Origin of the sequence: Amycolatopsis nivea (genome assembly GCF_004522235.1) — a bacterium.
GTDB classification, from domain to species: domain Bacteria; phylum Actinomycetota; class Actinomycetes; order Mycobacteriales; family Pseudonocardiaceae; genus Amycolatopsis; species Amycolatopsis nivea.
Map to the genome: position 1 here is coordinate 96544 of NZ_SDLT01000025.1, position 22193 is coordinate 118736.

Genomic DNA, 22193 nt, shown 5'->3' on the forward strand with positions numbered 1-22193 from the left:
TCACCTCTCCTTCGCCAGGGCGGCCAGCGCCGCCCGCAGTTCGCGTTTGCTGGTCTTGCCCACGCCGGTGACCGGGAACTCCCCGACCACCTCCACCAGATCCGGCACCTTGAACGCGGCCACCCCGCGCCCGCGCACGAACCGGCGCAGTTCCGCCGCGCTGGGCTGCTCCCCGTCCGCCGGAACGACGTACGCACAGGTCCGCTCGCCGAGATACTCGTCCGGCACCGCGACGACGGCGGCGTCGAGCACGCCCGGATGCGCCATCAGATGGTTCTCGACCTCTTCCGCCGCGACTTTTTCGCCGCCGCGGTTGATCTGTTCCTTCGCCCGCCCCACGACCTCGAGGTGCCCGGATTCCTTTTGCCGCACCAAATCGCCGGTGCGGTAAAACCCGTCCTCGGTAAACGCGGTCTTGTTGTGCTCAGCGGCGTTGTAGTACCCGCGAATCGTGTACGGCCCGCGCGTAAGCAACGCACCGATTTCACCCGGCTCGACAAGATCGTCCGACTTCGCCAGCGGATCGTCCGGATTCACGACCCGCACCTCGTCGTCCGGCGAAATCGGCCGCCCCTGGGTGCTGAGCACGAGGTCCGCCGGATCGTCCAGCCGGGTGTAGCAAACGAGCCCCTCCGCCATGCCGAACACCTGCTGCAGCCGGCACCCCAGCGCCGGACCGATACGTTCCGCGAGTTCCCGGCCGCACTTCGCCCCGCCGACCAGCAGAACGTCCAAAGAGGACAGATCCCGCTCGGTCCGCGCCGCCGCCTGCACCCAAGCCGCCGCCAACGGCGGAACGACCCCGCTGATCGTGACGCCCTCAGCCTCGATCAACCGAAACGCGGTATCAGCGTCCGGCCGCGGCGCCATCACCGTGGCCGCCCCCGCATGCAACGCACCGAGCAACCCAGGAGAACTGAGCGGAAAATTATGCGCGACAGGCAACGCCGCGAGATACACGCTCTCCTTCTTGAGCCCGCAAATCCGCGCACTCTCCCGCACGCTGTACAGATAATCGTCGTGCGTCCGCGGAATCAGCTTGGGCAACCCAGTGCTTCCACCGGACAGCTGCAGAAACGCCATCCCCTCCGAATCCGGCTCCGGCAACTCCCGCGGCGCGGTCGCCGCCAACGCCGCGAATTCCGGTTCTCCGACGACGAAGACTTTCCGCTGCTGCTGCGCGACTTCCCGTGCCATCTTCGCGTGATCATGCCCAGCATGCTCGCCGACGGTAAGGATCGCTTTCGCGTCGCTCTGCTCGGCGAAGTGCCGCAACTCGCTGTCCCGATGCGCAGGCAACGCGAACACCGGCACCGCCCCGGCCCGCCACAACCCGAAGACGACCGACACGAACTCCGGAATATTCGGCAACTGCACGACGACCCGATCGCCCTGCCCGATCCCGCTCGCGACAAACCCGGCGGCCAGCCGATGCGCCCGCTCGTCCACCTCGGCGAACGTCCAGCGCTGCCCTTCGCCGACCACCGCCGTGCGGTCCGCGTACGCCTCCTTGAGCGAGGTGAGCAAGGCTCCGAATGTTTGTCCCCGCCAGTACCCACTGGCCCGGTACTGCGCTGCGGTTTCCTCTGGCCACAAGCTCATGCGTCGCCCTCCGCGCTCAGCAACGTCCGGTCTCGTCGACACCCGCTTGCCGCGGCTTCCAGCCACAAACTCACGCGACTTCCCCGCACACAGTCAGTCCTCGCTGACACCTACTCGCCCGATACCGCGCCGCGGTCTCCTCCGCACCCAGCAACGTCCTGCCTCGCCGACATCCGCTCGCCGCCGCTTCCAGCCACAAACTCACGCGACCCCCTCCGCACCGAGCGCACGCAGCAGCGTCCCGAACTTCGCACTGGTCTCCGCCAATTCCGCCGCCGGATCAGACCCGGCGACGACTCCCGCCCCCGCGAACAACCGCGCGGTCTTGTCGGACACCTCGGCACACCGGATCGTGACGACCCATTCACCGTCCCCCGCGAGATCGGTCCACCCGACGAGCCCCGCGTAATACCCGCGATCCTCGGCCTCGAGCCGCGCAATCGTGTCGCGCGCCAGATCGACCGGCACACCGCACACCGCAGGCGTCGGATGCAACGCCTCAGCCAACTCCAACGACGACGGCCCACCCGCCCCCACGCGCCCGGTGATCCGGGTAGAAAGGTGCCACATCGTAGGCGTGCCAATCACTTCCGGCTCTTCCGGAACGTCCAGCTCAGTGCAGTAGCGTCCCAACACCTCCGCCACCTGCGCGGCGACGAGGGCATGCTCGTTGAGGTCCTTTTCGGACACTCGCAGCTCCGCAATCGCCTGCGCGTCCTGCGCCGGATCCCCCGTCCTCCGCCGCGACCCGGCAAGCGGATTCGCGGTCACGACGTTCCCCTTGCGAGACACCAGCAACTCCGGACTGGCCCCGACGAGCGTCCGCGGCGCCGGATCCCCAGGCGCACTGACGTCGACAGCAAAGGCATGCGCCGCAGGATCCGCCACGACGAGGTTACGGAGGAGTTTTCGCACGGATACCCCTTGCCCGCCCACGAGATCCAGCGCCCGGGCGAGGACGACCTTGCGAAGTTCCCCGTCACCGATGAGATTGACCGCCCGACGGACGCTTTCGGCATAAACCTCGGGCGCTGGCTGCGGGATTACGGTCCAGGAGGTGGCGGCATCGATGCCGTCGACGCCTGAACCGCTACGCGATCCGGCGACGGCCGCACTCTGGTTCCCATCAGGCTCCACCGCACTGCTCGCCACCTGCGAACGCCCGCCTGCGTTCCCGCCGAACTCGGCCGCCTGCGAACACTCACCCGCGTCCCCGCCGGACTCCGCCGCATCGCCCACGACCCGCGAACTTTCCCCCATTCGCAGGCCGCCGTCGCCCGGCATCTCGGCCCGCCGCACCACCGCGGGCACGATCAAGCTGCTCCCGGAATCCGGCCGGAACCCGATCGCCCCCACCACGACCGGATTCGCGACCCCCGCCAGCACCGCGGCTTCCAACGCCTCGGCAGCCGCCGCGGCCCGGTTGCCCGTCGTGCCGCGGACGTGCGAGTGCACCCCGTCGGCGAGCAGCACCCCGCGGGCCGACGAGTAGTAGAACGACCCCGGCAGGTACGCGGCCAGGAGATCCGCCGCCCGGTGGACCGGCCGCGGACGGGCCGGAGCAGGTGAGGACACGAGGTGAATTCCCTTTCGCACACGCGCAGGCGGCCGAGCCGCCCCGTCCGTTCCTGCACAAGGTCCGGACCTTGACTGTTCGGTTAGCCTAACCTAATGGACAGTAACGTATCCGGACGAAAAGGAAAAGCCGCCCGGCGGATCGACCCGGGTCACGCGCGAAGCGTGGCCCCGCCGTCGACGTAGAGGTTCTGCATGGTGATGTGCCGGGCCCGGTCGGACGCGAGGAACAGCACCGCGTCCGCGATGTCGGCGGGATCGGCGATCCGCCCGAGCGGAATCCCGACGCGGAACTGCTCCGGATTCCCTGCGATAACCCGGTGTTCGCCGGAGTCGTCCGTCCACAGTAGACGTTGCATGTCGGTGTCCGTCGACCCCGGCGAGACGATGTTGCACCGGATCCCCGACCCGGCGAGCTCCAGCCCGAGACAGCGGGTGAGCATGGTCGCCGCGGCCTTCGAAGCCGCGTAAGCCGCCATCCCGGTCCGCGGGACACCGGCCGCGTTCGACCCGACGGTGACCAGCGCCCCGCTCCCCCTCGGCTGCATCCTCCGGGAGATCTCGCGCAGCACAGTGAAAACCCCGGTCGAGTTGACCGCGAAGGTCGCCGCCCAGTCCTCGTCGCTGGTCTCCCCCACCGACCCGGGCCGCAGCACCCCCGCGACCGAGACCCCGATCCCGATCGGCCCCAACTCCCGCTCGACGTCCGCCACGACCCGCGCGACCGCCGCCGGATCCCCGACATCCGCCACGAACGGCACCACGTGCCCACCGGCCGACGGCTGGACGTCAACCGGCCGCCCGGCGTCGCCAGCCGCGTGAGCCCGCGCCGTATCAACGCCGCCGTCGGCTACCAGCGCAGCGACCACCTCCGCTGCCCCATCAGCAGAAGTCGGCACTGCACCGCTCGACAAATCCCCTTCAGCCGCAACCCCGGAAGGCCGTGCGCCATCGCCACCCGCCGCCGCAGAACTCCCGGCGACGTCGCCACCCGCGAGTGTCCCCGCCGGGACACCCCCAGAAACTCGCTCGCCAGCACGCGCCGCGGACGCTTCCACCGCAACAGAAGCCCGCACAGTATCTTCACCGGCGCCGGCGTCCGAATCACCTCGGACATCCGCCCGGCCCAGCCCCGCGCCGTAGTCCCGCGCCGCGACCTCCCGCAACCCCTCCTCGTCGATGTCCACCGCAGCCACCACGGCACCGGCTCGGGCGAGCGCCCCCACGACGGCCGCCCCGATCCCGCGCGCACCGCCGGTCACCAGCGCGATCCGCCCTTCGATCCCGGCTCCCGCGTCCCGCGTCACCGCGCACCTCACCCTCCGTCGCCGACTGATTAGGCAAACCTAACCTAATCGAGTGAGCGTCGGCCAGGGTGATCCCGCCCACCCCGGGCTCAGCGACCCGGCGCGAAGTTCCGCAATCGCAGGCTGTTGGCCACCACCAGCACCGACGACAGCGACATCGCCGCCCCCGCGATCAGCGGGTTCAGCAGTCCGCACGCGGCGAGCGGCAGCGCGGCCACGTTGTACCCGAACGCCCAGACGAGATTCCCCCGAATGGTGCGCAACGTGCGTTGCGCGAGACGGATCGCGTCCGGAAGCACCGAGAGGTCGTCGCGGACGAGGATGATGTCGGCTGACCGCAAGGCGAGATCGGTCCCCTCGGCGACTGCCAGCCCGAGATCAGCGGTCGCCAGCGCCGGAGCGTCGTTCACCCCGTCGCCGACCATCGCCACCCGATGCCCCTTGTCCTGCAACGCAGACACCGCCGCCGCCTTCTCGCTCGGCAAGACTCCGGCGAGCACGTCGGGAATCCCGACCTCCGCGGCGACCGCCTGGGCCGTCACCTCGTTGTCGCCGGTCAGCAGCACTGTTTTCAACCCCAGCCGATGCAATTGCGCGACCGCCGCCCGCGCCGAAGGCTTCACCTCGTCCCGCACGGCGAGCATGCCCGCGACCTGACCGGCCGCCGACACGAGCACCACCGTCGCCCCGCCGGCCTCCGCCGACGCCACCGCGGCTTCGACCTCAGGGCCAACCGAAATCCCTTCGTCCGCCAGCAACCTCGGCCGCCCGACGACCACCGCCGTTCCCTCAACCACACCGCGGGCACCCAGCCCGGGCAGTGCCTCGAATTCAGCAGCCGGAAGCACCGCCGGGCCAGCAGCGACAATCGCCGCGGCAATCGGGTGTTCTGACGACGCTTCGACCGCGGCCGCGAGATGAAGCACCTCCGTCGGCGAGAACGATCCGAACGCCCGGGTCTCGGAGAGAGTCATCCGCCCCTCCGTTACGGTGCCGGTCTTGTCCAGCACGACGGTGTCGACCGTCCGGCTCGCCTCGAGAGCATCCGGCCCCTTTACGAGGATCCCGAGCTGGGCACCCCGCCCGACGCCGACCATCAGCGCGGTCGGCGTCGCGAGCCCCAACGCGCACGGGCACGCGATGATCAGCACGGACACCGCCGCGCCGAACGCGTCCCTCACCGGATTCCCGGTGAGCAACCACCCCGCGAGGGTGAGCACCGCCAACGCCGACACCACCGGGACGAAGACCGCGCACACCCGGTCGGCCAGCCGTTGCACCGCCGCCTTCCGCTCCTGCGCGCGCTCGGCGAGCGCACTCATCTGCGCCAGCTGCGATCGCGCTCCCACGGCCTCCGCACGCACCACCAGCCGGCCGTTCAGGTTGATGCTCCCGCCGATCACCCGGTTTCCCGGCCCGACCTCCGCAGGAACGGGTTCGCCCGTGATAGCGCTGACATCCACTGTGGACAGACCGCTGTCGACGGTTCCGTCCGCGGCGATCTTCTCCCCCGGTCGCACCACGAACCGGTCACCTACCGCCAGTTCGCCGATTCCGACCAGCTCTTCACCGTCCGCGCGCAGAATCCGCACGTCCTTCGCCGCCAGCGCGTCCAGCGCGCCGAGCAGGTCCGCCGCACCACGCCGGGACCGCGCCTCGAAGTACCGGCCGGCGAGCAAGAACGTGGTCACTCCGGCCGCGACGTCGAGGTACACCGAATCCGCGCCCGGCGCGGTCGCGCCGAACCCGATCCAGTAGCCCGCCTCACTGCCCGATCCGATCAGCACCGAAACCGCCGACCACAGGTAGGACGCCAGCATGCCCAAGGAAACGAGCGTGTCCATACTGGACGACCGGTGCCGCAGATTGCGCAGCGCGGCCCGGTGGAACGGTGCCGCCGACCAGAACACGACCGGGGTCGCGAGCAGCAGGCACACCAGCTCCCACAACGGGAATCGCAGCGACGGCACGAGCGCGAGCGTGATCGAAAGGTTGCCGAGCGGGACGGCCAGCACCGCCGCCACGATCAGCCGGCGGCGCAGGTCGCGGACCCGCGCGTCGCGGTTTTCCGGGGTCGCTTCGCCGCGGACAGCCGCGGTGTAGCCCGCGCGTTCGATCGTCGCGACCAGCGAAGCGGGGTCGAGGTCAGGCGGATAGTGGACAGTCGCGCGTTCGGTCGCGTAGTTCACCGTGGCGCGGACGCCGTCGAGTTTGCCAAGGGATCGCTCGACGCGCGCCGCACAGGCGGCACAGGTCATCCCGCCGACGGCGAGATCGAGTTGACGGGTCGGGGTCGCCGCGGGGGCGGCGGTCTGCGTAGACATGGTTCTCCGGATTCCAGGACGGGCACGAAGTCGGTGGCAGTGCCGGGCCGGGGAAGGCGGACCGATTTCCATCGTACGCCTGTTTTCCGCCGCCACTCCTTCGGGTGACTTGGGAACCTTTCGGCTCTCCCCGACGACTATCCGGATGGTGGCAGTGCCCGACCCAACCCGATCAGACAGGAGCGAAAATGTCCGAAACCCTTGGCTCAGCAGGAAACCTTCAGCACGTGACCACGTTCTGCGGCAACTGCGACTGCGGCTGCCCGGAGCTGTTCCTCGACGACGCCGCCCCGCCAGAGCGTCGCGTCGTGCTGACCGACGACTTCGGGCAGCGAGTGCAGATGAGCTTGGCACAGCTGAAAGTTCTCGTCGACGACGTCAAAGGCGGAGCCTTGGACAAGGTGGTGACTGCGGTGGTCTAGCGGCGGAATCGGCTCGGTGCAACGAGATCTTCGCCGCGAGCGGCAACGCGGGCACGAGATCTGCGGGCGGCCGGATTCAGCGGCCGACGGACCGATGCCGGTCGTGTGGAACTCAGGGGCGGCCGACCCTGATCCGCACCGGCGGGCATCGGGCCTCGGTTACTGCCTTCTGGCCGCCAGGTTGGCGAGCATCGCGTTGTAGGCGGCGAAATCGTCGTCGTCGCCTTGGTCGAAGCGGCGGTCCAGCCGGGCGGCTTCGCGGTCGTCGTGGCGGCCCCACTGCACCAGCAGCGCCACGACGACCACGATCATCGGGATTTCCCCGGTGGCCCAGGCGATTCCGCCGCCGAGACGTTGATCCGAAAGGAGGTCAGGCATCCACGGCAGGGAGAGGTAGCGGTAGAACGTCTCGGCGATCACGGTCTGCTTGTTCATCAGGATCACGCCGAAGAACGCGTGGAACGGCATCACCGCGAACATCATGCCGAGCCGCGCGAGATGCGGCATCGAACGCGGCGGGCGGTCGACGCCGATCACCAGCCAGAAGAAAACGTAGCCGGACACAAGGAAATGGAGGTTCATCAGCTGGTGCGCCCAGTGGTAGCGCATCGCCTCGCCGAACAGACCCGAGAAGTACAGCGCGTAATACGAGCCGACGAACACCACAGACGCCACCAGCGGGTGCGCGACCAGGCGCGTGAACCGCGAGTGCAGCAGCACCACGAGCCACTCGCGCGGACCGTCCGGTCCTTTGCCCGCCACCGGCAAGGCACGCAGCGCGAGGGTCACCGGTCCGCCGAGCACGAGCAGCACCGGGGCGAGCATGGCCAGTGTCATGTGGATGACCATGTGCAGGCTGAAGGTTCCGGACGAGTACGTGCCCAGACCGGACGACGTCGCGATCAGCACCGTCGCCCAGCCGCACGTCCACGCCCAGAACCGGCCGCGAGGCCAGTCGTCGCCGCGATTGCGGAGACGCCGTGCCCCGACTGCGTAGCCCGCGACCGCAAGCACCGCGACGACACCGAGGAGCAAGTCCGGACGCCAATCGAGAAAGAGCCGAGCGAACGAAGGAGGATCAGGCAGGTCGTACCCGAGCACGGTCTCGCCGACTGTTGCCGGATCGTCCACGAACGCCGGCGGCACCAGATGCGCCAACCCGGCCGAGACGCCCATCGCCCCGGCCAGCACCACGACCTCCGCCACGAGAGCCGCTGTGCCGCCACGCCAATGGCCGCGCGTGACGGCGATCAGCACCGCCAACACCACCGTGACCACGACCTTCACCCCGAGGAGAAAGCCATACCCAGTAAATAATCCAGCCGGACGGGCAAGCGCCAGACCGTCGACGATTCCGGATGCGGCGAGCACGACGAGACAACACGTCGCCAGCCGTCGATACCGGCGGAGCGCGATTTCTCGTGCCGCGCCTGAGCCGCGGTGGACCAGCAGCGCAACCAGCGCACCGGTCCACAACGCCGCCGCGATCACGTGCCACACCAAGGCATTCGTGGCCAGGTCGTGCCACGCGCCGATGGAGACGTGCCCGGCGATCGCCCTCGGCAGCAACCCGACGAGGGCAAGGCCGAGCCACAGCACCGTGGTGCGCCAGGTCAACGTGCGCCAAACGCCGATCGCCACCACGGCGGCTACCGCGAGGACGCAAAGCCACGCCTTGGGTTCCTCCATGGCGTCAACGAGGACGGCCAGCTTCGCCAGATGCAACGCCTCGGAAATCGGCCGCCCTGATGCGTCAGCGGCGTCGAACGGCACCAGCATCGCGGCTGCTAGCGCCCAAACGCCCGCAGCAGCCGCCGCGGTGCGGGTCGCCGCGTAACCGTCCGGGGAGAGCCGGCCCGCTTCGCCCGGCCGGCTCAGAAACGCCGCGAACACCAACCCGCCGACGCAGACCACCCCGGCCGCGTCGGCAACCAACCGAAGCAAGGAGGTACCCAAGGACGTGACCGGACCAGGAGCCGGGTTGCCGAGAGCGGCATAGACATCGCCCGCCGCGGCGACCACCACCACGACGGCCACCGCGGCAACCCCTGCCGCGGCAAGCAAACCCCGCCGGTGCGGGGTCGGAATAGTGCGCACACCAGAGTGGTCGGAAGGAGGTGGGGGCGAGTTCCCGCGACGTGGATCACGTCATGATCCAGTTCGCGCGGAACGACGGCCCGCCGGACCGACGATGGCTCTGCTCTGCTCTGCTCTGCTCTGCTCTGCTCTGCTCTGCTCTGCTCTGCTCTGCTCTGCTCTGCTCTGCTCTGCTCTGCTCTGCTCTGGAAGGGAGCAAATCACCAGCCCCCGCGACCTATCACCGCCCGCCCCGGACGATCACTGTCGAGCGAGCAGCCACCACCCGACGAAGCTAACCGTCCAACCAACCCGCCGGTTACCTGACGCGAACAGCACCCTGCCCACCAAGCGGACCGCCTCGCCGCCGAACGACCCCGCCCCAACCGACAACCGCGCAACCTGACGAAGAAACGGACCCCGCGTCACATCGCGGTGTCGTTCTCCTCCTGGGCGCGCAGCAGATCGTCGCGGGCGCGGGACACCCGGGAACGCACCGTGCCGACCGGGCAACCGCACACCTCGGCCGCCTCCGCGTACGACAGGCCCAGGAATTGGGTCAGCACCAGGGCTTCTCGGCGGTCCTCGTCGAGAGTGTCCAGGAGCAGGCCCAGTTCGATCAGGTCTTCGAAGCCCGCGGTGCGCGTCCGGGCGGACTGTTCCTCGGCCGCGCGCTGCCAGTCGGCGGTCGTGGATTCGCGGGGGCGGACCGAGCGCGCGCGGATGCGGTCCACGACGACGCGGCGGGCGATGGACAGCAGCCACGTCCTCGAGGACGACCGGCCCGCGAACCTCGGCAGCGAGCCGAACGCGCGCAGGTACGTTTCCTGGGTGAGGTCGTCCGCTTCGGCCGGGCTGGCGCGGTGGGCCAGGAACCGCCACGCGTCGGCTTGCGTCGCGCGGACCCAGGCTTCCAATGCGGCCCGGTCGCCGCGGCCGGCGGCGAGGGCCAGCGCGGTGATCCGCTCGTCGTCGTTGTCGCGGCCGGTGGACACGGACATCACCGTAGTCCATGCCCGTCCGGGACAGTCGCCTGACCAGGCCGGAGAAAAATCGCCGGACCCGCCGGGAACCGGGACGCGGATCCGAGCGACTATGACAGACGTGAGCTGTGAAATCTTCTGCGAAGCGCTGTCCGCGCGACTCGACGGCGAAGCGGGCCCGCTGTCCGAACCGCAGGTCGACCAGCATCTCGAGACCTGCGCGGCGTGCCGGAGCTGGTACGAGCGGAGTGCGACGCTGCGCCGTGCCCTGCTGGTCCGCAGCGCGCCCGAGGTGCCTGACCTCACCGGCCGGATCCTCGCTGAAACCCCGGCCCCGCCGCGGGAAAAATGGGGGCTGCGGGTTGCGCTGGGACTGGTCGGCCTGGTCCAGTGCGGGCTGGCGTTCGCGCAACTGCTCGGCATGGACAACGCCCACAGCGGCGGTGGTTTCATGGAAGGCCACCTCATCAACGAAAGCGCCGCCTGGAACCTCGCGGTCGGCGTCGGGCTGCTGTGGGCCGCCCTGCGCACCCGCGCGGCGGCCGGGCAGCTGCCGATGATCACCGGGTTCGTGATCGTCCTCGCAGTGCTCACGACCAGCGACCTGATCGGCGACCGGGTGACCGTCGCGCGGGTGCTGTCGCACGTCTTCCTCGTTGTCGGGCTGGCCTTGCTCTACGCCGTCCACCGGCAGCACCGCCTCCGGCACCAGCCCGGCCCCGACCTCGCCGACACCGCCGACGACCCGGACCACACCACCGTGCCGACCCACGGTGCGCTCGCCCTGGTCCGCCCGCATCCGAAGCGAGGCCGCGACTCCCAACGCCCGACCGGACGGCACCGCGCCGCCTGACGCCCGCCCGGGGTTCCGGCTGGACAGCTCACTCAGCCGGAACCCCGCGGTGCGAGCACGGAATCCGCCGCCCAATCGCTGGGGCAACAATCGAAGCGAAGCGCAACCCGGAGAGGCAGGCGCAGCCTGGAGCCGCTGACGCAGCGCGAGGCTCAACCTTGAACTGCCGAAGCCGTCTTTGACGAGACCCTTCACGAAGCCCAACTCGAACCCGCGAAGTTCTCCGCTCGCGGACCTGACCGCGGGGCAACCGCCCTCGTGGCTAACACCAGTCCCGCGAGGACTCATCTGCCCAGCCCGATAACGGACACCGCGGAATCTGTCCCACCCGCCCAGAACCAGCCACTCAAGTCAAATCCGTGAAGCCCGCCTCGCGAGACACAGCTCGCCCGACGACAGGCTCAGCGAGTTCTGGCTGTGCAGCCATAACAAAGGCCCGGCCGCGAGACGCGGCCCGAAACCCACCTCAATCTCAGAAGGCGGCGCACCCGAACCACCCCGCCAGGCTCAGATCATCGCAACCGCCATCACCGCCATCCCCAAGCTCATCACGCCTTCCATCGCGAGCCCGACCTCCCGCCGTCCGGGGCGGGCGACCGTCCGGGCGTGATCGATCGCCCGGGCCAGCCACGCGATCCCCGCCGCCAGGAAGACCACCGCGAGCACAACCGCGACCACCACGACATGCGCAGGCGCGTGCCCGGTCATGGTCATGCCAGCGACGCCCATGTCCATTCCGGCGTGCTCGCCGCCCATCGCGGTCGCGGACATCGTCATTCCCGCCATCGCCGACGGCATCACGAACGCCATCCACGCCATCCCGGCCATCATCAGCGCGTGGTGTGCTCCGGGCAGGCGTCCGTGTCCGAATCCCAGTGCCGTGCTCACCGCGAACCAAATGGCTGCCGCCGCGAACAGCACGACCTGCGGCATCCGGGCGAACGTCATGGTCGCGGGCCAGGCCATCGTGACCATCCCGGCGCACATCGCCGCGCGGAGTGCGTCGGCCACTCGTCCGCTGAAGCCGGGGCGCCGCGCGCATCGGTACAGGCAGAACGCCCCGCCCGCCGCGAACAGCAGCGTCAGGATCCACCGCAGACCCGGTTCGGCGATCATCGGACGGCCTCCCGGCGCAGGCCCAGCAGGCAGTCCACCGCCAGGAAGCCCAGCAACGACACCCCGAACACCGGCAGGAACCAGCCCACCACCGCCAATCCGACCAGGACCGGGGCCAGCACTCGACCGGGGATCCGCCGCCATGCGCCACGCGCTGGCAGTCGGCCAAAACGGCTCCTGCCTCGCGACCGAGCGGATCGAAGCCCGCGCGTCGGCGCCTGACACGCCGACTCCGCTAAGGGCTGTGCCGGGGAAGCGTCGACGCGCAACCCTGTGCCATCCGAGGACAGCCGACCGGAGCCAGCCGCACCCTCCATCGGCGCATCGCCGCATACCGATTCGATGCTCACCAAGGACTCACTCGGAGCAACGTCACGCAACCGCGCACGATCCGTCGGTCGACCTGGATCAGCCTCACTGCCCACCGACACCTCGCCACCCACCGGCTCAACGCCCACCAACGACCCACCCGGAGCGACGTCACGCAACCGCGCACCATCCGTCGACCGACCAGAACCAGCCGCACTCGCCGCCGACACCTCGCCACCCACCGGCTCGACACCCACCAACGACCCACCCGGAGCAACGTCGCGCAGCCCTGCGCCCCGACCGGCAAGCACCTCCGGCGACTGACCGCCAGCCGCCGCCAGTCGCTCAGAGCCTCCGCTGCCGCGCAGCCGCTCACCAGGCCGGGACCGCCCGGAACGGCCCCGCAGCCACCACATCCGGTACCCCCACAAGACAACGCACACCAACGCCGCCCCGAGCAGCGTCAGCACCACCTGGTTCGCCACCCCGAACAACAGCCCCATATGCGCGTCGATCCCCCACCGGCTCAGCTTCGCGGCGAGCGGGTAGTCGGCGAACCTCAGAGTCCCGGTGATCTTCCCCGTTCCGGGATCAACCGACATCGAGTCCTGTTTGGACGGCCAGCTCCGGCCGACCTGCTGCACCACGTAACCGCCGTCCGAAGGGGGCCGGATTTCCACTGGGTCGGACAATCCGGCGCGTGCGGTCGCGTCCCGGACCGCCTGCCAGCCGACGTCGCCGGGCGACGGGGCGGCCGACGAGACCGACGGCGTCGTCCAGTCCAAAGTGGACCGGAGGTCGGTGATGTTCGCACCGGCGTGCAGCGACCACGTCAGGCCGGTCGCGGAAAGGAACAGCAAACCGGCCGCGATCCACAGGCCGGTCGAGCCGTGCCAGGAACGCAGCCGTCCCCGGCCGGGTTTGCCTGCGGACGGGAGCAGCACCGCGCGCAAGCGCCGGCGGCGGCCGAGCCACAAGGCCGCTCCGAGGAGGGTGATCACCCACAGCCAGCTGGCCGCGAGTTCGCTGTACAGGCGGCCGAAGTCGCCGAGATGGAGGTTGCGGTGGAGGGTGTCGATCCAGCCGCGGACTGGCAGCGCCTGTCCGGAACCGTAGGTTTCCAGTGCGCCGCGGACCTCGCCGTCGTGCGGGTTGACGAACACTGTGTACCGATAGCTCGGCTCCAGACCCGGACGGTCGAAGATCACCTGGGTGGTGTCGGTCGCGGACGGTGCCGGGCGGACGCCGATGACTTTCCCGTCCGGGACCTGACCGCGCGCGACAAGAACCTGCTGGTCCAGCGGGACGACCCCGGCGGCGGCCGGGACGTGCAATTCGTGCGCGTAGACGGCTTGCTCCAGCTGCGGCGTCCACACGTACGCGATCCCGGTCAACGCAGCGACCAGGAGGAACGGGCCGACGAACACTCCGGCGTAGAAATGCAGCCGCAGCACTAACGGCCGGATCGCCGCCCACCCCGCAACCCGTGCCGGTTCCTCGTCGATGCCGATGGCCATCCTGCTCCCTTCGCGTGGTCCGCCTCCTGAGGAGTCGGACCGGCGGGGCAGTCGGTTCCCGGCCGCGGCGAACGCCCATTCGGGTGCCGCGGACCGGCGAGGCATTGCTTCTGGCACTCGGTGACAGTATTGTCGCCCTCACATTCGACACGAAGTGTCAAATATCGCCGCCACGAGACAAGGGAGTCACGATGAGCGAGACGACAACCGCCGCCGAGACGAAGGCCGAAGAGGTCGTAGCCGACGAATTGCTCGTCGAGGAGGTCTCCATCGACGGAATGTGCGGTGTCTACTGATCGCAGCGCCGCGGCGTTCGATCTGGACGGTGCTTGGGAACTGGACAGCCGGGTCTCCATCCGGCCGGAGCGGTTCGGCGCGCTGCTGTACCACTTCGGCACCCGCCGGCTGTCCTTTCTCAAGAGCCGCACCATGCTCGCCGCGGTGCAGGCGCTGACCGACCACCCCTCCGCCCGCGCCGCGTGCGCGCAGGCCGGGGTCGCGCAGGCGGAACTGCCCCGCTACCGCGCCGCCCTCGCCGCACTCGCGGCGTCGGACATGATCCATCCGAGGAGCGTGTGATGCCGCTTGTCGACGAATTCCAGTTCGGGCTCGACGCGCCGATCTGCCTCACCTGGGAACTCACCTACGCCTGCAACCTGTCCTGCGTGCACTGCCTCTCCTCGTCCGGCCGCCGCGATCCGCGCGAGCTCAGCACCGAGGAATGCAAGGCGCTGATCGACGAGTTCGAGCGCATGCAGGTGTTCTACGTGAACATCGGCGGCGGCGAACCGACCGTCCGGCCCGATTTCTGGGAGCTGGTCGACTACGCGACCGAGCACCACGTCGGGGTCAAGTTCTCCACCAACGGCATCAAGATCACCGAGGACGTCGCGAAACGGCTCGCCGGCAGCGACTACGTCGACGTCCAGATCTCCCTCGACGGCGCCACCGAGGAGGTCAACGACCACGTCCGCGGCCCCGGCTCCTACCGCACCGCGATCCGGGCGATGGAGAACCTCGCCGCGGCCGGATTCGGGAACTTCAAGATTTCTGTCGTGGTCACCCGGCAGAATGCGGGGCAGCTCGACGACTTCAAAGCCATTGCCGACCGCTACGGCGCCCAGCTGCGGCTCACCCGGCTCCGCCCGTCCGGCCGCGGCGCGGACGTCTGGGACGAACTGCACCCCACCGCCGCCCAGCAGCGGGAGCTGTACGAGTGGCTGGTGAAACACGGCGAAAACGTGCTCACCGGCGACTCGTTCTTCCACCTCGCGGGCTACGGCGACGGCGGCCTGCCCGGGCTGAACCTGTGCGGCGCGGGCCGGGTGGTGTGCCTGATCGACCCGGTCGGCGACGTCTACGCGTGCCCGTTCGCCATCCACGACACCTTCCTCGCCGGAAACACCCGCGGCGAAGGCGGATTCACCAGCGTGTGGCGAGAATCCGAGCTGTTCGCCGAACTGCGCAGCCCGCAGAGCGGCGGGGCCTGCACGTCGTGTTCGGCCTTCGACGCCTGCCGCGGCGGGTGCATGGCGGCGAAGTTCTTCACCGGGCTGCCGCTCGACGGCCCGGACCCGGAATGCGTGCGCGGCCACGGCGAACGCGCGCTGGCCGGGGTCGCCGCGGGCAGCGTGCCGAAACCGTCGCTGGACCACTCGCACCGCACCCGCAAGCGCGAACCGGTGCCGGTGACCATCGGCATGCGCCGTCCGCCGGACCGGGCCTGCGACGAAAACCCGCTCGCCGGCTTCGCCCCGGCACCGGGCCGCTGAAATGCGCCTGGCCGATCTGTCGTCGCCGGACGTCGCGGAACACGCGGCGTCCGGCGCGATCCTCGCCGTGCCGCTCGGGGCCACCGAGCAGCACGGCCCGCACCTGCCGTTGAGCACGGACACCGACATCGCGACGGCGTTGTGCGACCGGCTCGCCGCGGAGCGACCGGACGTGCTGGTCGCACCGGCCGTGCCGTACGGGTCGAGCGGAGAACACGCGGGCTTCGCCGGGACGCTGTCGATCGGCCAGGCGGCCACGGAACTCCTGCTCGTGGAACTGGGCCGGTCGGCCTCCGAAACCTTCCGGCGGCTGCTTTTCGTGTCCGCGCACGGCGGAAACGCCGCTTCGGTGACCCGCGCGGTCGCGACTTTGCGGGCCGAATCGCGGGACGTCTCGGTGTTCGAGCCGCGCTGGCAAGGAGATCCGCACGCCGGACGGCCGGAAACCGCTCTGCAGCTGAACCTTCGGCCGGACAAGGTGCAGATGGACAAAGCCGTGCCGGGAGACGACCGTCCACTGAGCCAGTTGCTCCCCGCACTACGCAAAGGCGGTGTCAAAGCGGTGACTGACACCGGAATCCTCGGCGATCCCACCGGCGCGACGGCAGACGAAGGACGGGATATCCTCGACGACCTGACGGCGCAGTTGCGAGCGCACGTGCGCGACTGGACTTCGGTAGGCACGCCATGAAAGCCGCCCTCGTAACCGGTGCCGCGCGCGGGATCGGCGAAGCCACTGCGATAAAGCTGGCTGCGCAAGGCTGGGCCGTGCTCGCGGTCGACATCGCCGAAAACGACCCAGCTCTCCCCTATCCCATGGGAACCGGTGAAGAACTGTCCACAGTGGTCGAGACAATCCGCGAAGCCGGCGGCATCGCCGAGGAATTCCGCGCAGACGTCCGCGACCGCGCCCAACTGGCCGCAGCGGTCGCAGAAGCGGAACAACGCTGGGGCGGCCTCGACGCGGTCATCGCGGCCGCCGGGGTGATCGCGGGCGGAGTACCGCTGTGGGAAATGCCGCCGGAGCAGGAAGAAGCGGTCCTCGACGTCAACCTCCGCGGTGTCCTCAACCTCGCGCACGTCGCGATTCCCGCGTTGCTGCGCCGTCCGAAACCCCGCTCCGGACGGTTCCTGGCTGTCGCGTCCGCCGCCGCCACACGCGGGTTGCCGATGCTCGCCGCGTACTGCGCCGCGAAAGCCGGAGTCGCCGGGTTGATTCGCGCGCTGGGCACGGAATTGGGCGACTCCGGCGTCACCGCGAACGCGGTCAGCCCCGGCTCGACCGACACGCCGATCCTCGCCGAGAGCGCCCGCCTGTACGACCTTCCGTCGGCACAAAGCTTTGCCGCGCAACAACCTGTGCAGCGATTGCTCGATCCCGCCGAGGTCGCCGCCGTCCTGGCGTTCCTCGCCAGCCCGGAAAGCAGCGCGACGACCGGCGCGGTCATCCCGGTGGACGGAGGGCTGGCGCTGTGACCACCCCACTGCCCGCCGGATTCCGCCTCGCCGTGGACCCGAGCGTCAAACAACTCTCCGATGGCCTCCTCTTCGGCGGCTCCCCCGCCCGCGTACTGCGCCTCACGAAAGCCGGGCGGACGGCGTGGGAACGCCTGGCGGACAACCCGGTCGAAACCTCGGCAGAAGGCGTCCTCGCCCGGCTGCTCACCGACGCCGGTTTCGCACACCCGTTGCCACCAGCCAAAACCGCCGACACAACCGTCGTCATCCCAGTCCGCGACCGCGCCGAACTGCTCGGCCGCTGCCTCGCCGCACTCGACGGCCGATACCCCGCGCTGGTCGTCGACGACGGATCCGCCGACCCCGCAGCCATCGCCGCCGCAGCCTCCGCACACGGCGCGAAACTCGTCCGCCGAGACGTCAACGGCGGCCCGGGCGCGGCCCGAAACACCGCGCTGGAGCACGTTTCCACCGACCTGATCGCTTTCCTGGACAGCGATTGCGTCCCGTCGCCGGACTGGATCGACCGGCTGGCCGGGCATTTCGCCGACCCGCTCGTCGCCGCCGTCGCACCCCGCGTCCGTCCCCTGGCCCCCGATACCTGGGCGGGCCGCTACACCCGCGCCGCCAGCAGCCTCGACCTCGGCACCGCCGCCGCCCGCGTCGCACCCGGCACCCGACTGTCCTATGTGCCCACTGCGGCACTCCTAGTCCGCCGAACAGCACTGGAATCCGTCGCCCGCGACGGCGCGGTCTTCGACCCGGCAATGCGCGTCGGCGAGGACGTCGACCTCGGCTGGCGACTCCACGACGCCGGTTTCCGGATCCGCTACGACCCGTCCGCGCACATCGACCACCACGAACCGACAACTTGGCGCACGTTGCTCAGCCGCCGCGCCAGCTACGGGACTTCCGCTGCACCCCTGGCCCTCCGCCGCCCGGCCGCGATGGCTCCGCTCGTCCTGCATCCCTGGCCGACGCTGACCGTCGCCGCTCTCCTCGCCCGCCGTCCGCTTCCGGCCGCCGCCGCGTTCGCGGGCGCGGTACTGACCATGACCCGCGTACTGCGCAAAACCGACGTGCCCACCCACGGCGTCGCCCAGACGATGGCCACCGCCGTCGGCCAAACCTGGCTCGGATTCGGCCGCTACAGCACGCAATTCGCCGCTCCCCTGCTCGCCGCGCTCCTGCTGCCCGGCGGGCGGAAACGCTGGGGACGCCGGGCCGCGGTCGCGTCCCTGCTCGCCGGACCGCCGCTGACCTCCTGGCTCCGGCACCGCCCCAGTCTCGACCCTCTCCGCTACACCACCGGCGCGATCGCCGACGACCTCGCGTACGGCGCCGGGGTGTGGGCGGGCTGCCTCAACCACCGCACCGCGGTCCCGCTGCGGCCGCGCGTCACCTGGCGCCCTCTGCGCGTCGACCCGAAGGGAAAACGATGAGCACCACCTGGTTCGAATCCGTCGCCGAAGCACAGCGGCGGGCGAAGAAGCGCCTGCCCGCGTCCGTCTACTCGGCACTGATCGCCGGTTCGGAAAAAGGGCTGACGCTGCAGGACAATCTCGCCGCGTACGACGAACTGCGCTTCGCCCCGCGCACCGCCGGGCTGCCCGGCGAACGCGATCTGAGCACGAACGTCCTCGGCCGCGACGTCGCGCTGCCGGTGCTGATCTCGCCGACCGGCGTCCAGGCCGTGCACCCCGACGGCGAGGTCGCGGTGGCTCGCGCAGCCGCGGCGCGCGGGACGTCGATGGGGCTGTCGTCGTTCGCGAGCAAGCCCGTCGAGGAAGTAGTGGCCGTCAACCCGAACACCTACTTCCAGGTCTACTGGACCGGCAGCCGCGACGACATCCTGCGGCGGCTCGACCGGGCCCGGTCGGCGGGCGCGGTCGGGATCATCCTCACGCTCGACTGGTCTTTCTCGCACAGCCGCGACTGGGGCAGCCCGCACATCCCGGAAAAGATGACGCTGCGCGAACTGATCCGCTTCGCGCCCGAGGGCATGATGCATCCGCGCTGGCTGCTGACCTACGCCCGCACCAAGAAACTGCCCGACCTCAGCGTCCCGAACATGGCCGAGCCCGGCACGCCGATTCCCACGTTCTTCGGCGCGTACGGCCAGTGGATGCAGACCGCGCCGCCGACCTGGGAAGACGTCAGCTGGCTGCGGAAGCAGTGGGACGGGCCGTTCCTGCTCAAGGGCGTGTACCGCGTCGACGAGGCCCGCCGCGCGGTCGACGCCGGGGTCAGCGCGATCTCGGTGTCCAACCACGGCGGCAACAACCTCGACGGCACCCCCGCCACGATCCGCGCGCTGCCCGCGGTCGCGGAGGCAGTCGGCAGCGAGGTGGAAGTGCTGCTGGACGGCGGAATCCGGCGCGGCAGCGATGTCGTGAAGGCGCTCGCGCTCGGGGCCCGCGCGGTGCTGATCGGGCGCGCGTACCTGTGGGGCCTCGCCGCGGGCGGACAGGCCGGGGTGGAGAACGTGCTGGACGTCCTGCGCAACGGCATCGACTCGACGCTGCTCGCGCTGGGGCACCGCAGCGTGCACGACCTGAGCCGCGATGACCTGATCGTGCCGGCGGGATTCGAGCGCCGGATCGGAGCCTGACCGTCCGTCTACTGTGGACTTTCGTCCGCGAAGAACCGGACCGCCGCGGCGGTGAACTCCGGCGCAGCCGACGCCACGTAGTGATTGCCGGGAACCGCGGCGAACTCCGCGGTCAGCAGCCGGGCGAGCGGCTCGCCGTCAGCGTGCCCCTCGTCCTCGCTGCCGACCACGACCAGCGCCGGGATGTTCAGCGCGGCGAGTTCGCGCATCGGCACGACCGAATGGAGAACGAGCAGCAGCGCCCGCGGGTCGGCGCCGAGACGGCCGATCCAATGCGCCGTCTGGGCGTCGGCCGGGTCCACCGTCCGGCCCTCGGCCAACGCGGTGAGCACCCGGTGCAGCGGACCGCCTCCGCCGCCCCGCTGCATGGCGGCAAGTCCTTGCCCGCCAAGGAGTATCCGAGACGGCCGCGCTCCCCGCACGACCATGCGGAGCGCGACCCGCGCGCCGAGCGAGTACCCGCCGAGGGCGTATTCGGTCAGGCCGAGCTGCTCGGCGAACGCGAGCCCGTCGTCGACGAGCACGTCCGGCGGGTAGCAGGCCGGATCGTCGGGCTGCGGGCTCGCGCCGTGCCCGCGGAAATCCGGCAGCAGCACGCGGAACCCGCGTTCGGCGAGTTGCTCGGCCAGCCCGCTGCGCAGCCACGCTTCGCCGGACGAGGTGAATCCGTGCAGCAACACGACCGGCGTGCCTTCGCCGAGTTCGCGGTAAGCCAGTTCGAGCCCGTCGCGCGCACGGAACCGATGGACGGGCAGTTCGATCACGGGGTCCACTATGGCACGAGCCCGCTGGTCCGCACGCACTGCTGACGCGGCGGACCAGCGACTCGTTCACGGCAGCGGGCGCGTCCCCGGCACCACCCATTCCCGGTCCACCCGGCCGTCGACCGCGACCAGCACCGCGATCCCGCCGCGCGAGCCGTCCGACCAGGTCCCGGCGATGGTCTGCCGCTCCGGGTCGAGCACCAGTTCGCCGTGCCACGGGTGCGCGTCCTTGGCGAGCACCCGCAATTCCTCGCGGTCCAGATCGCCTTCGCCCGGCCCGTCCGGCAGCTCCGACCGGCCGTCCGGCGACGGGATCGTCCAGTTCCGCGAGACCTTTCCATCGGTGAGCACGCACAGGTCGGCTCCGGTGATGACCACGCCGTCGCGCCGGGTGACGTCCCAGGTGAAGGCGAGCCGTTCGGTGCCGTCGACGACGAAAGTGCGCGGGACGAACACGTTTCCGACGTCGCGCTGGTACTTCGCGATGAACGCCTCGGCGTCCGCCGGGCCGACCAGCGGGTCGAGGCCGGGTTTGGTGCCGGACCACTGGCGGCCGTCGGCGGTGAGCAGCCGGTGCGCGAGCGAGGCGTCCTCGTTCCACATGCGGCACCAGAGGGCGGGGATTTCTTCGGGGGTCAGGTCGTTTGCCATGCGAGAACGATCGCGTCCGCCGGCGACACCGTCCTGTCGGTGTTTCCCCGCCGCGTGGCGCAGGTCACTCGCCGAGCGGGCGGGCGGAGATCCGCGCGAGTTCGGCGTCGAGGTCGACCTCGCGGCCCTCGACGCGGTCGCCGGTCAGTGCGAGGGCGCGGATCCGGTCCAGCAGGAAGCCGCGGACCGCGTCGCGCAGGCGGCACCAGCCGAGCACGTACCAGCCCGCCGGGCCCCACAGCAGGCCCAGCGGCTCGACGTCGCGTTCGGTCTCCTGGCCTTGGGCGTCCACATACGACAGCCGGAGGACGCGCCGCGCGGCGAGAGCGGTCAGGATCAGTCCGCTGTGGACGGCGGGCGGTTCGGGCTCGCCGACCCGGTGCAGCCGCGCGGCGAGGTGCTGTTCCGCGTCGCGGACGTCGGACGGCAGCCGCGCGAGCACCTTGCGCGCCGCCGACTCCGCCGCGCCCGCGAAGGGCGAACCGGCGGCCGAACGCAGCGCGACGGTGATCGCGATGGCTTCCTCCGGCGTGAGCGTGAGCGGCGGCAGGGTCCGTTCGCGGTCGAGCCCGTAGCCGCCGGTCCGGCCGGTTTCGGTCCAGATCGGGACGCCTGCCTCGCGCAACGCGCCGAGGTCGCGCTCGACCGTGCGCACGCTGACCTCGAACCGGGACGCCAGCCACGCCGCGGTCCGGGTGCGCGGCGCGACCGCCCGGAGCTCCTCGACAAGTGCGTACAGCCGGTCCGTGCGATTCACCCGGCCAGCCTACGGACCTGCGGATCCTCACCCGATCGGGTGGCTTTGCGGGCGACTGCCGTCACGAAGGCGGACCTGCGCTGTTCCGTTCGCGGG

Annotated in this window: 20 protein-coding genes and 1 pseudogene; 9 read left to right on the plus strand and 12 right to left on the minus strand. The window is 70.3% G+C overall.

Features of this window, described 5'->3' with window-relative positions; translation table 11 throughout:
• The 5 genes and pseudogenes from EIZ44_RS26875 to EIZ44_RS26890 all read right to left on the minus strand — a co-directional run bounded on the left by EIZ44_RS26875 (window position 1) and on the right by EIZ44_RS26890 (window position 6808).
• The gene (locus EIZ44_RS26875) at window positions 1-1602 is read right to left on the minus strand and encodes a (2,3-dihydroxybenzoyl)adenylate synthase (protein WP_134666571.1); all 1602 of its coding nucleotides are present in this window, start codon (window positions 1600-1602) and stop codon (window positions 1-3) included.
• Window positions 1603-1803: 201 nt separating this feature from the next.
• Window positions 1804-3177, minus strand: a complete 1374-nt coding sequence (locus tag EIZ44_RS26880; RefSeq protein WP_240691429.1) for an isochorismate synthase — start codon at window positions 3175-3177, stop codon at window positions 1804-1806.
• Window positions 3178-3329: 152 nt separating this feature from the next.
• Complete coding sequence (locus tag EIZ44_RS45200; RefSeq protein ID WP_238608372.1) at window positions 3330-4091, minus strand: 2,3-dihydro-2,3-dihydroxybenzoate dehydrogenase; 762 nt, start codon at window positions 4089-4091, stop codon at window positions 3330-3332.
• 246 nt (window positions 4092-4337) lie between these two features.
• Window positions 4338-4496: pseudogene (locus EIZ44_RS46100) on the minus strand (SDR family NAD(P)-dependent oxidoreductase); the annotation flags it as partial.
• A gap of 77 nt (window positions 4497-4573) precedes the next feature.
• Window positions 4574-6808, minus strand: coding sequence for a heavy metal translocating P-type ATPase (locus EIZ44_RS26890; protein WP_134731931.1), 2235 nt, complete (start codon window positions 6806-6808; stop codon window positions 4574-4576).
• 188 nt (window positions 6809-6996) lie between these two features.
• Between EIZ44_RS26890 and EIZ44_RS26895 the strand changes: the two genes are divergently transcribed.
• Window positions 6997-7230 carry a hypothetical protein gene (locus EIZ44_RS26895; RefSeq protein ID WP_134731933.1) on the plus strand — a complete coding sequence of 78 codons (234 nt, stop codon included), beginning with the start codon at window positions 6997-6999 and terminating at the stop codon, window positions 7228-7230.
• A 159-nt stretch (window positions 7231-7389) separates the two neighbouring features.
• On the opposite strand, the gene EIZ44_RS26900 is transcribed toward EIZ44_RS26895, so the two are convergent.
• Together EIZ44_RS26900 and EIZ44_RS26910 are read right to left on the minus strand one after the other, a co-directional pair.
• Window positions 7390-9267 (minus strand): bifunctional copper resistance protein CopD/cytochrome c oxidase assembly protein, encoded by a 1878-nt coding sequence (locus EIZ44_RS26900; protein WP_238607126.1) that lies wholly within the window; start codon window positions 9265-9267, stop codon window positions 7390-7392.
• Between the two features lie 464 nt (window positions 9268-9731).
• Window positions 9732-10301, minus strand: coding sequence for a sigma-70 family RNA polymerase sigma factor (locus tag EIZ44_RS26910; RefSeq protein ID WP_106961353.1), 570 nt, complete (start codon window positions 10299-10301; stop codon window positions 9732-9734).
• A 100-nt stretch (window positions 10302-10401) separates the two neighbouring features.
• On the opposite strand from EIZ44_RS26910, the gene EIZ44_RS26915 reads away from it, so the two are divergent.
• Complete coding sequence (locus EIZ44_RS26915; protein ID WP_134731939.1) at window positions 10402-11142, plus strand: zf-HC2 domain-containing protein; 741 nt, start codon at window positions 10402-10404, stop codon at window positions 11140-11142.
• 507 nt (window positions 11143-11649) lie between these two features.
• On the opposite strand, the gene EIZ44_RS26920 is transcribed toward EIZ44_RS26915, so the two are convergent.
• Window positions 11650-12258 carry a DUF5134 domain-containing protein gene (locus EIZ44_RS26920; RefSeq protein WP_134731941.1) on the minus strand — a complete coding sequence of 203 codons (609 nt, stop codon included), beginning with the start codon at window positions 12256-12258 and terminating at the stop codon, window positions 11650-11652.
• Window positions 12255-14084 (minus strand): PepSY-associated TM helix domain-containing protein, encoded by a 1830-nt coding sequence (locus EIZ44_RS45680; protein ID WP_134731943.1) that lies wholly within the window; start codon window positions 14082-14084, stop codon window positions 12255-12257. The genes EIZ44_RS26920 and EIZ44_RS45680 overlap by 4 nt, the downstream gene beginning before the upstream one ends.
• Window positions 14085-14275: 191 nt before the next feature.
• On the opposite strand from EIZ44_RS45680, the gene mftA reads away from it, so the two are divergent.
• Genes mftA through mftD form a run of 7 tightly spaced genes read left to right on the plus strand, consistent with a single transcriptional unit; the run spans window position 14276 to window position 19925 of the window.
• Window positions 14276-14380 (plus strand): mycofactocin precursor MftA, encoded by a 105-nt coding sequence (gene mftA, locus EIZ44_RS26930; RefSeq protein WP_037819541.1) that lies wholly within the window; start codon window positions 14276-14278, stop codon window positions 14378-14380.
• Window positions 14370-14663 carry a mycofactocin biosynthesis chaperone MftB gene (gene mftB, locus EIZ44_RS26935; RefSeq protein ID WP_043833371.1) on the plus strand — a complete coding sequence of 98 codons (294 nt, stop codon included), beginning with the start codon at window positions 14370-14372 and terminating at the stop codon, window positions 14661-14663. Before mftA ends, mftB begins: the two co-directional genes overlap by 11 nt.
• Window positions 14663-15856, plus strand: coding sequence for a mycofactocin radical SAM maturase (gene mftC, locus EIZ44_RS26940; RefSeq protein ID WP_043833372.1), 1194 nt, complete (start codon window positions 14663-14665; stop codon window positions 15854-15856). The genes mftB and mftC overlap by 1 nt, the downstream gene beginning before the upstream one ends.
• 1 nt (window position 15857) lies before the next feature.
• Window positions 15858-16547, plus strand: coding sequence for a mycofactocin biosynthesis peptidyl-dipeptidase MftE (gene mftE, locus EIZ44_RS26945; RefSeq protein ID WP_134731945.1), 690 nt, complete (start codon window positions 15858-15860; stop codon window positions 16545-16547).
• Window positions 16544-17332: a mycofactocin-coupled SDR family oxidoreductase gene (locus EIZ44_RS26950; RefSeq protein ID WP_134731947.1), complete on the plus strand. Its 789-nt coding sequence runs from the start codon at window positions 16544-16546 to the stop codon at window positions 17330-17332. Before mftE ends, EIZ44_RS26950 begins: the two co-directional genes overlap by 4 nt.
• Window positions 17329-18756, plus strand: coding sequence for a mycofactocin biosynthesis glycosyltransferase MftF (mftF, locus tag EIZ44_RS26955; protein ID WP_134731949.1), 1428 nt, complete (start codon window positions 17329-17331; stop codon window positions 18754-18756). The genes EIZ44_RS26950 and mftF overlap by 4 nt, the downstream gene beginning before the upstream one ends.
• Window positions 18753-19925: a pre-mycofactocin synthase MftD gene (gene mftD, locus EIZ44_RS26960; RefSeq protein WP_037819533.1), complete on the plus strand. Its 1173-nt coding sequence runs from the start codon at window positions 18753-18755 to the stop codon at window positions 19923-19925. The genes mftF and mftD overlap by 4 nt, the downstream gene beginning before the upstream one ends.
• 8 nt (window positions 19926-19933) lie before the next feature.
• Here mftD and EIZ44_RS26965 read toward each other — a convergent pair whose 3' ends face one another.
• The 3 genes from EIZ44_RS26965 to EIZ44_RS26975 form a co-directional block, all read right to left on the minus strand.
• On the minus strand, window positions 19934-20689 hold the full coding sequence (locus EIZ44_RS26965; protein WP_240691430.1) for an alpha/beta fold hydrolase: 756 nt from the start codon (window positions 20687-20689) through the stop codon (window positions 19934-19936).
• A 66-nt stretch (window positions 20690-20755) separates the two neighbouring features.
• Window positions 20756-21340, minus strand: a complete 585-nt coding sequence (locus tag EIZ44_RS26970) for a nuclear transport factor 2-like protein (protein WP_134731951.1) — start codon at window positions 21338-21340, stop codon at window positions 20756-20758.
• Window positions 21341-21404: 64 nt separating this feature from the next.
• Window positions 21405-22097 carry a helix-turn-helix transcriptional regulator gene (locus EIZ44_RS26975; RefSeq protein ID WP_134731953.1) on the minus strand — a complete coding sequence of 231 codons (693 nt, stop codon included), beginning with the start codon at window positions 22095-22097 and terminating at the stop codon, window positions 21405-21407.
• Between the last annotated feature and the right edge of the window lie 96 nt (window positions 22098-22193).

What these genes read in the sequence shown, in the direction of transcription:
- EIZ44_RS26875 (WP_134666571.1), bottom strand. Translation starts at nt 1,602, where the DNA reads ATGAGCTTGTGGCCAGAGGAAACCGCAGCGCAGTACCGGGCCAGTGGG.
- EIZ44_RS45680 (WP_134731943.1), bottom strand. Translation starts at nt 14,084, where the DNA reads ATGGCCATCGGCATCGACGAGGAACCGGCACGGGTTGCGGGGTGGGCG.
- mftE (WP_134731945.1), top strand. Translation starts at nt 15,858, where the DNA reads ATGCGCCTGGCCGATCTGTCGTCGCCGGACGTCGCGGAACACGCGGCG.
- EIZ44_RS26970 (WP_134731951.1), bottom strand. Translation starts at nt 21,340, where the DNA reads ATGGCAAACGACCTGACCCCCGAAGAAATCCCCGCCCTCTGGTGCCGC.
- mftD (WP_037819533.1), top strand. Translation starts at nt 18,753, where the DNA reads ATGAGCACCACCTGGTTCGAATCCGTCGCCGAAGCACAGCGGCGGGCG.
- EIZ44_RS26950 (WP_134731947.1), top strand. Translation starts at nt 16,544, where the DNA reads ATGAAAGCCGCCCTCGTAACCGGTGCCGCGCGCGGGATCGGCGAAGCC.
- EIZ44_RS26920 (WP_134731941.1), bottom strand. Translation starts at nt 12,258, where the DNA reads ATGATCGCCGAACCGGGTCTGCGGTGGATCCTGACGCTGCTGTTCGCG.
- EIZ44_RS26915 (WP_134731939.1), top strand. Translation starts at nt 10,402, where the DNA reads ATGACAGACGTGAGCTGTGAAATCTTCTGCGAAGCGCTGTCCGCGCGA.
- mftA (WP_037819541.1), top strand. Translation starts at nt 14,276, where the DNA reads ATGAGCGAGACGACAACCGCCGCCGAGACGAAGGCCGAAGAGGTCGTA.
- EIZ44_RS26890 (WP_134731931.1), bottom strand. Translation starts at nt 6,808, where the DNA reads ATGTCTACGCAGACCGCCGCCCCCGCGGCGACCCCGACCCGTCAACTC.
- mftC (WP_043833372.1), top strand. Translation starts at nt 14,663, where the DNA reads ATGCCGCTTGTCGACGAATTCCAGTTCGGGCTCGACGCGCCGATCTGC.
- EIZ44_RS26895 (WP_134731933.1), top strand. Translation starts at nt 6,997, where the DNA reads ATGTCCGAAACCCTTGGCTCAGCAGGAAACCTTCAGCACGTGACCACG.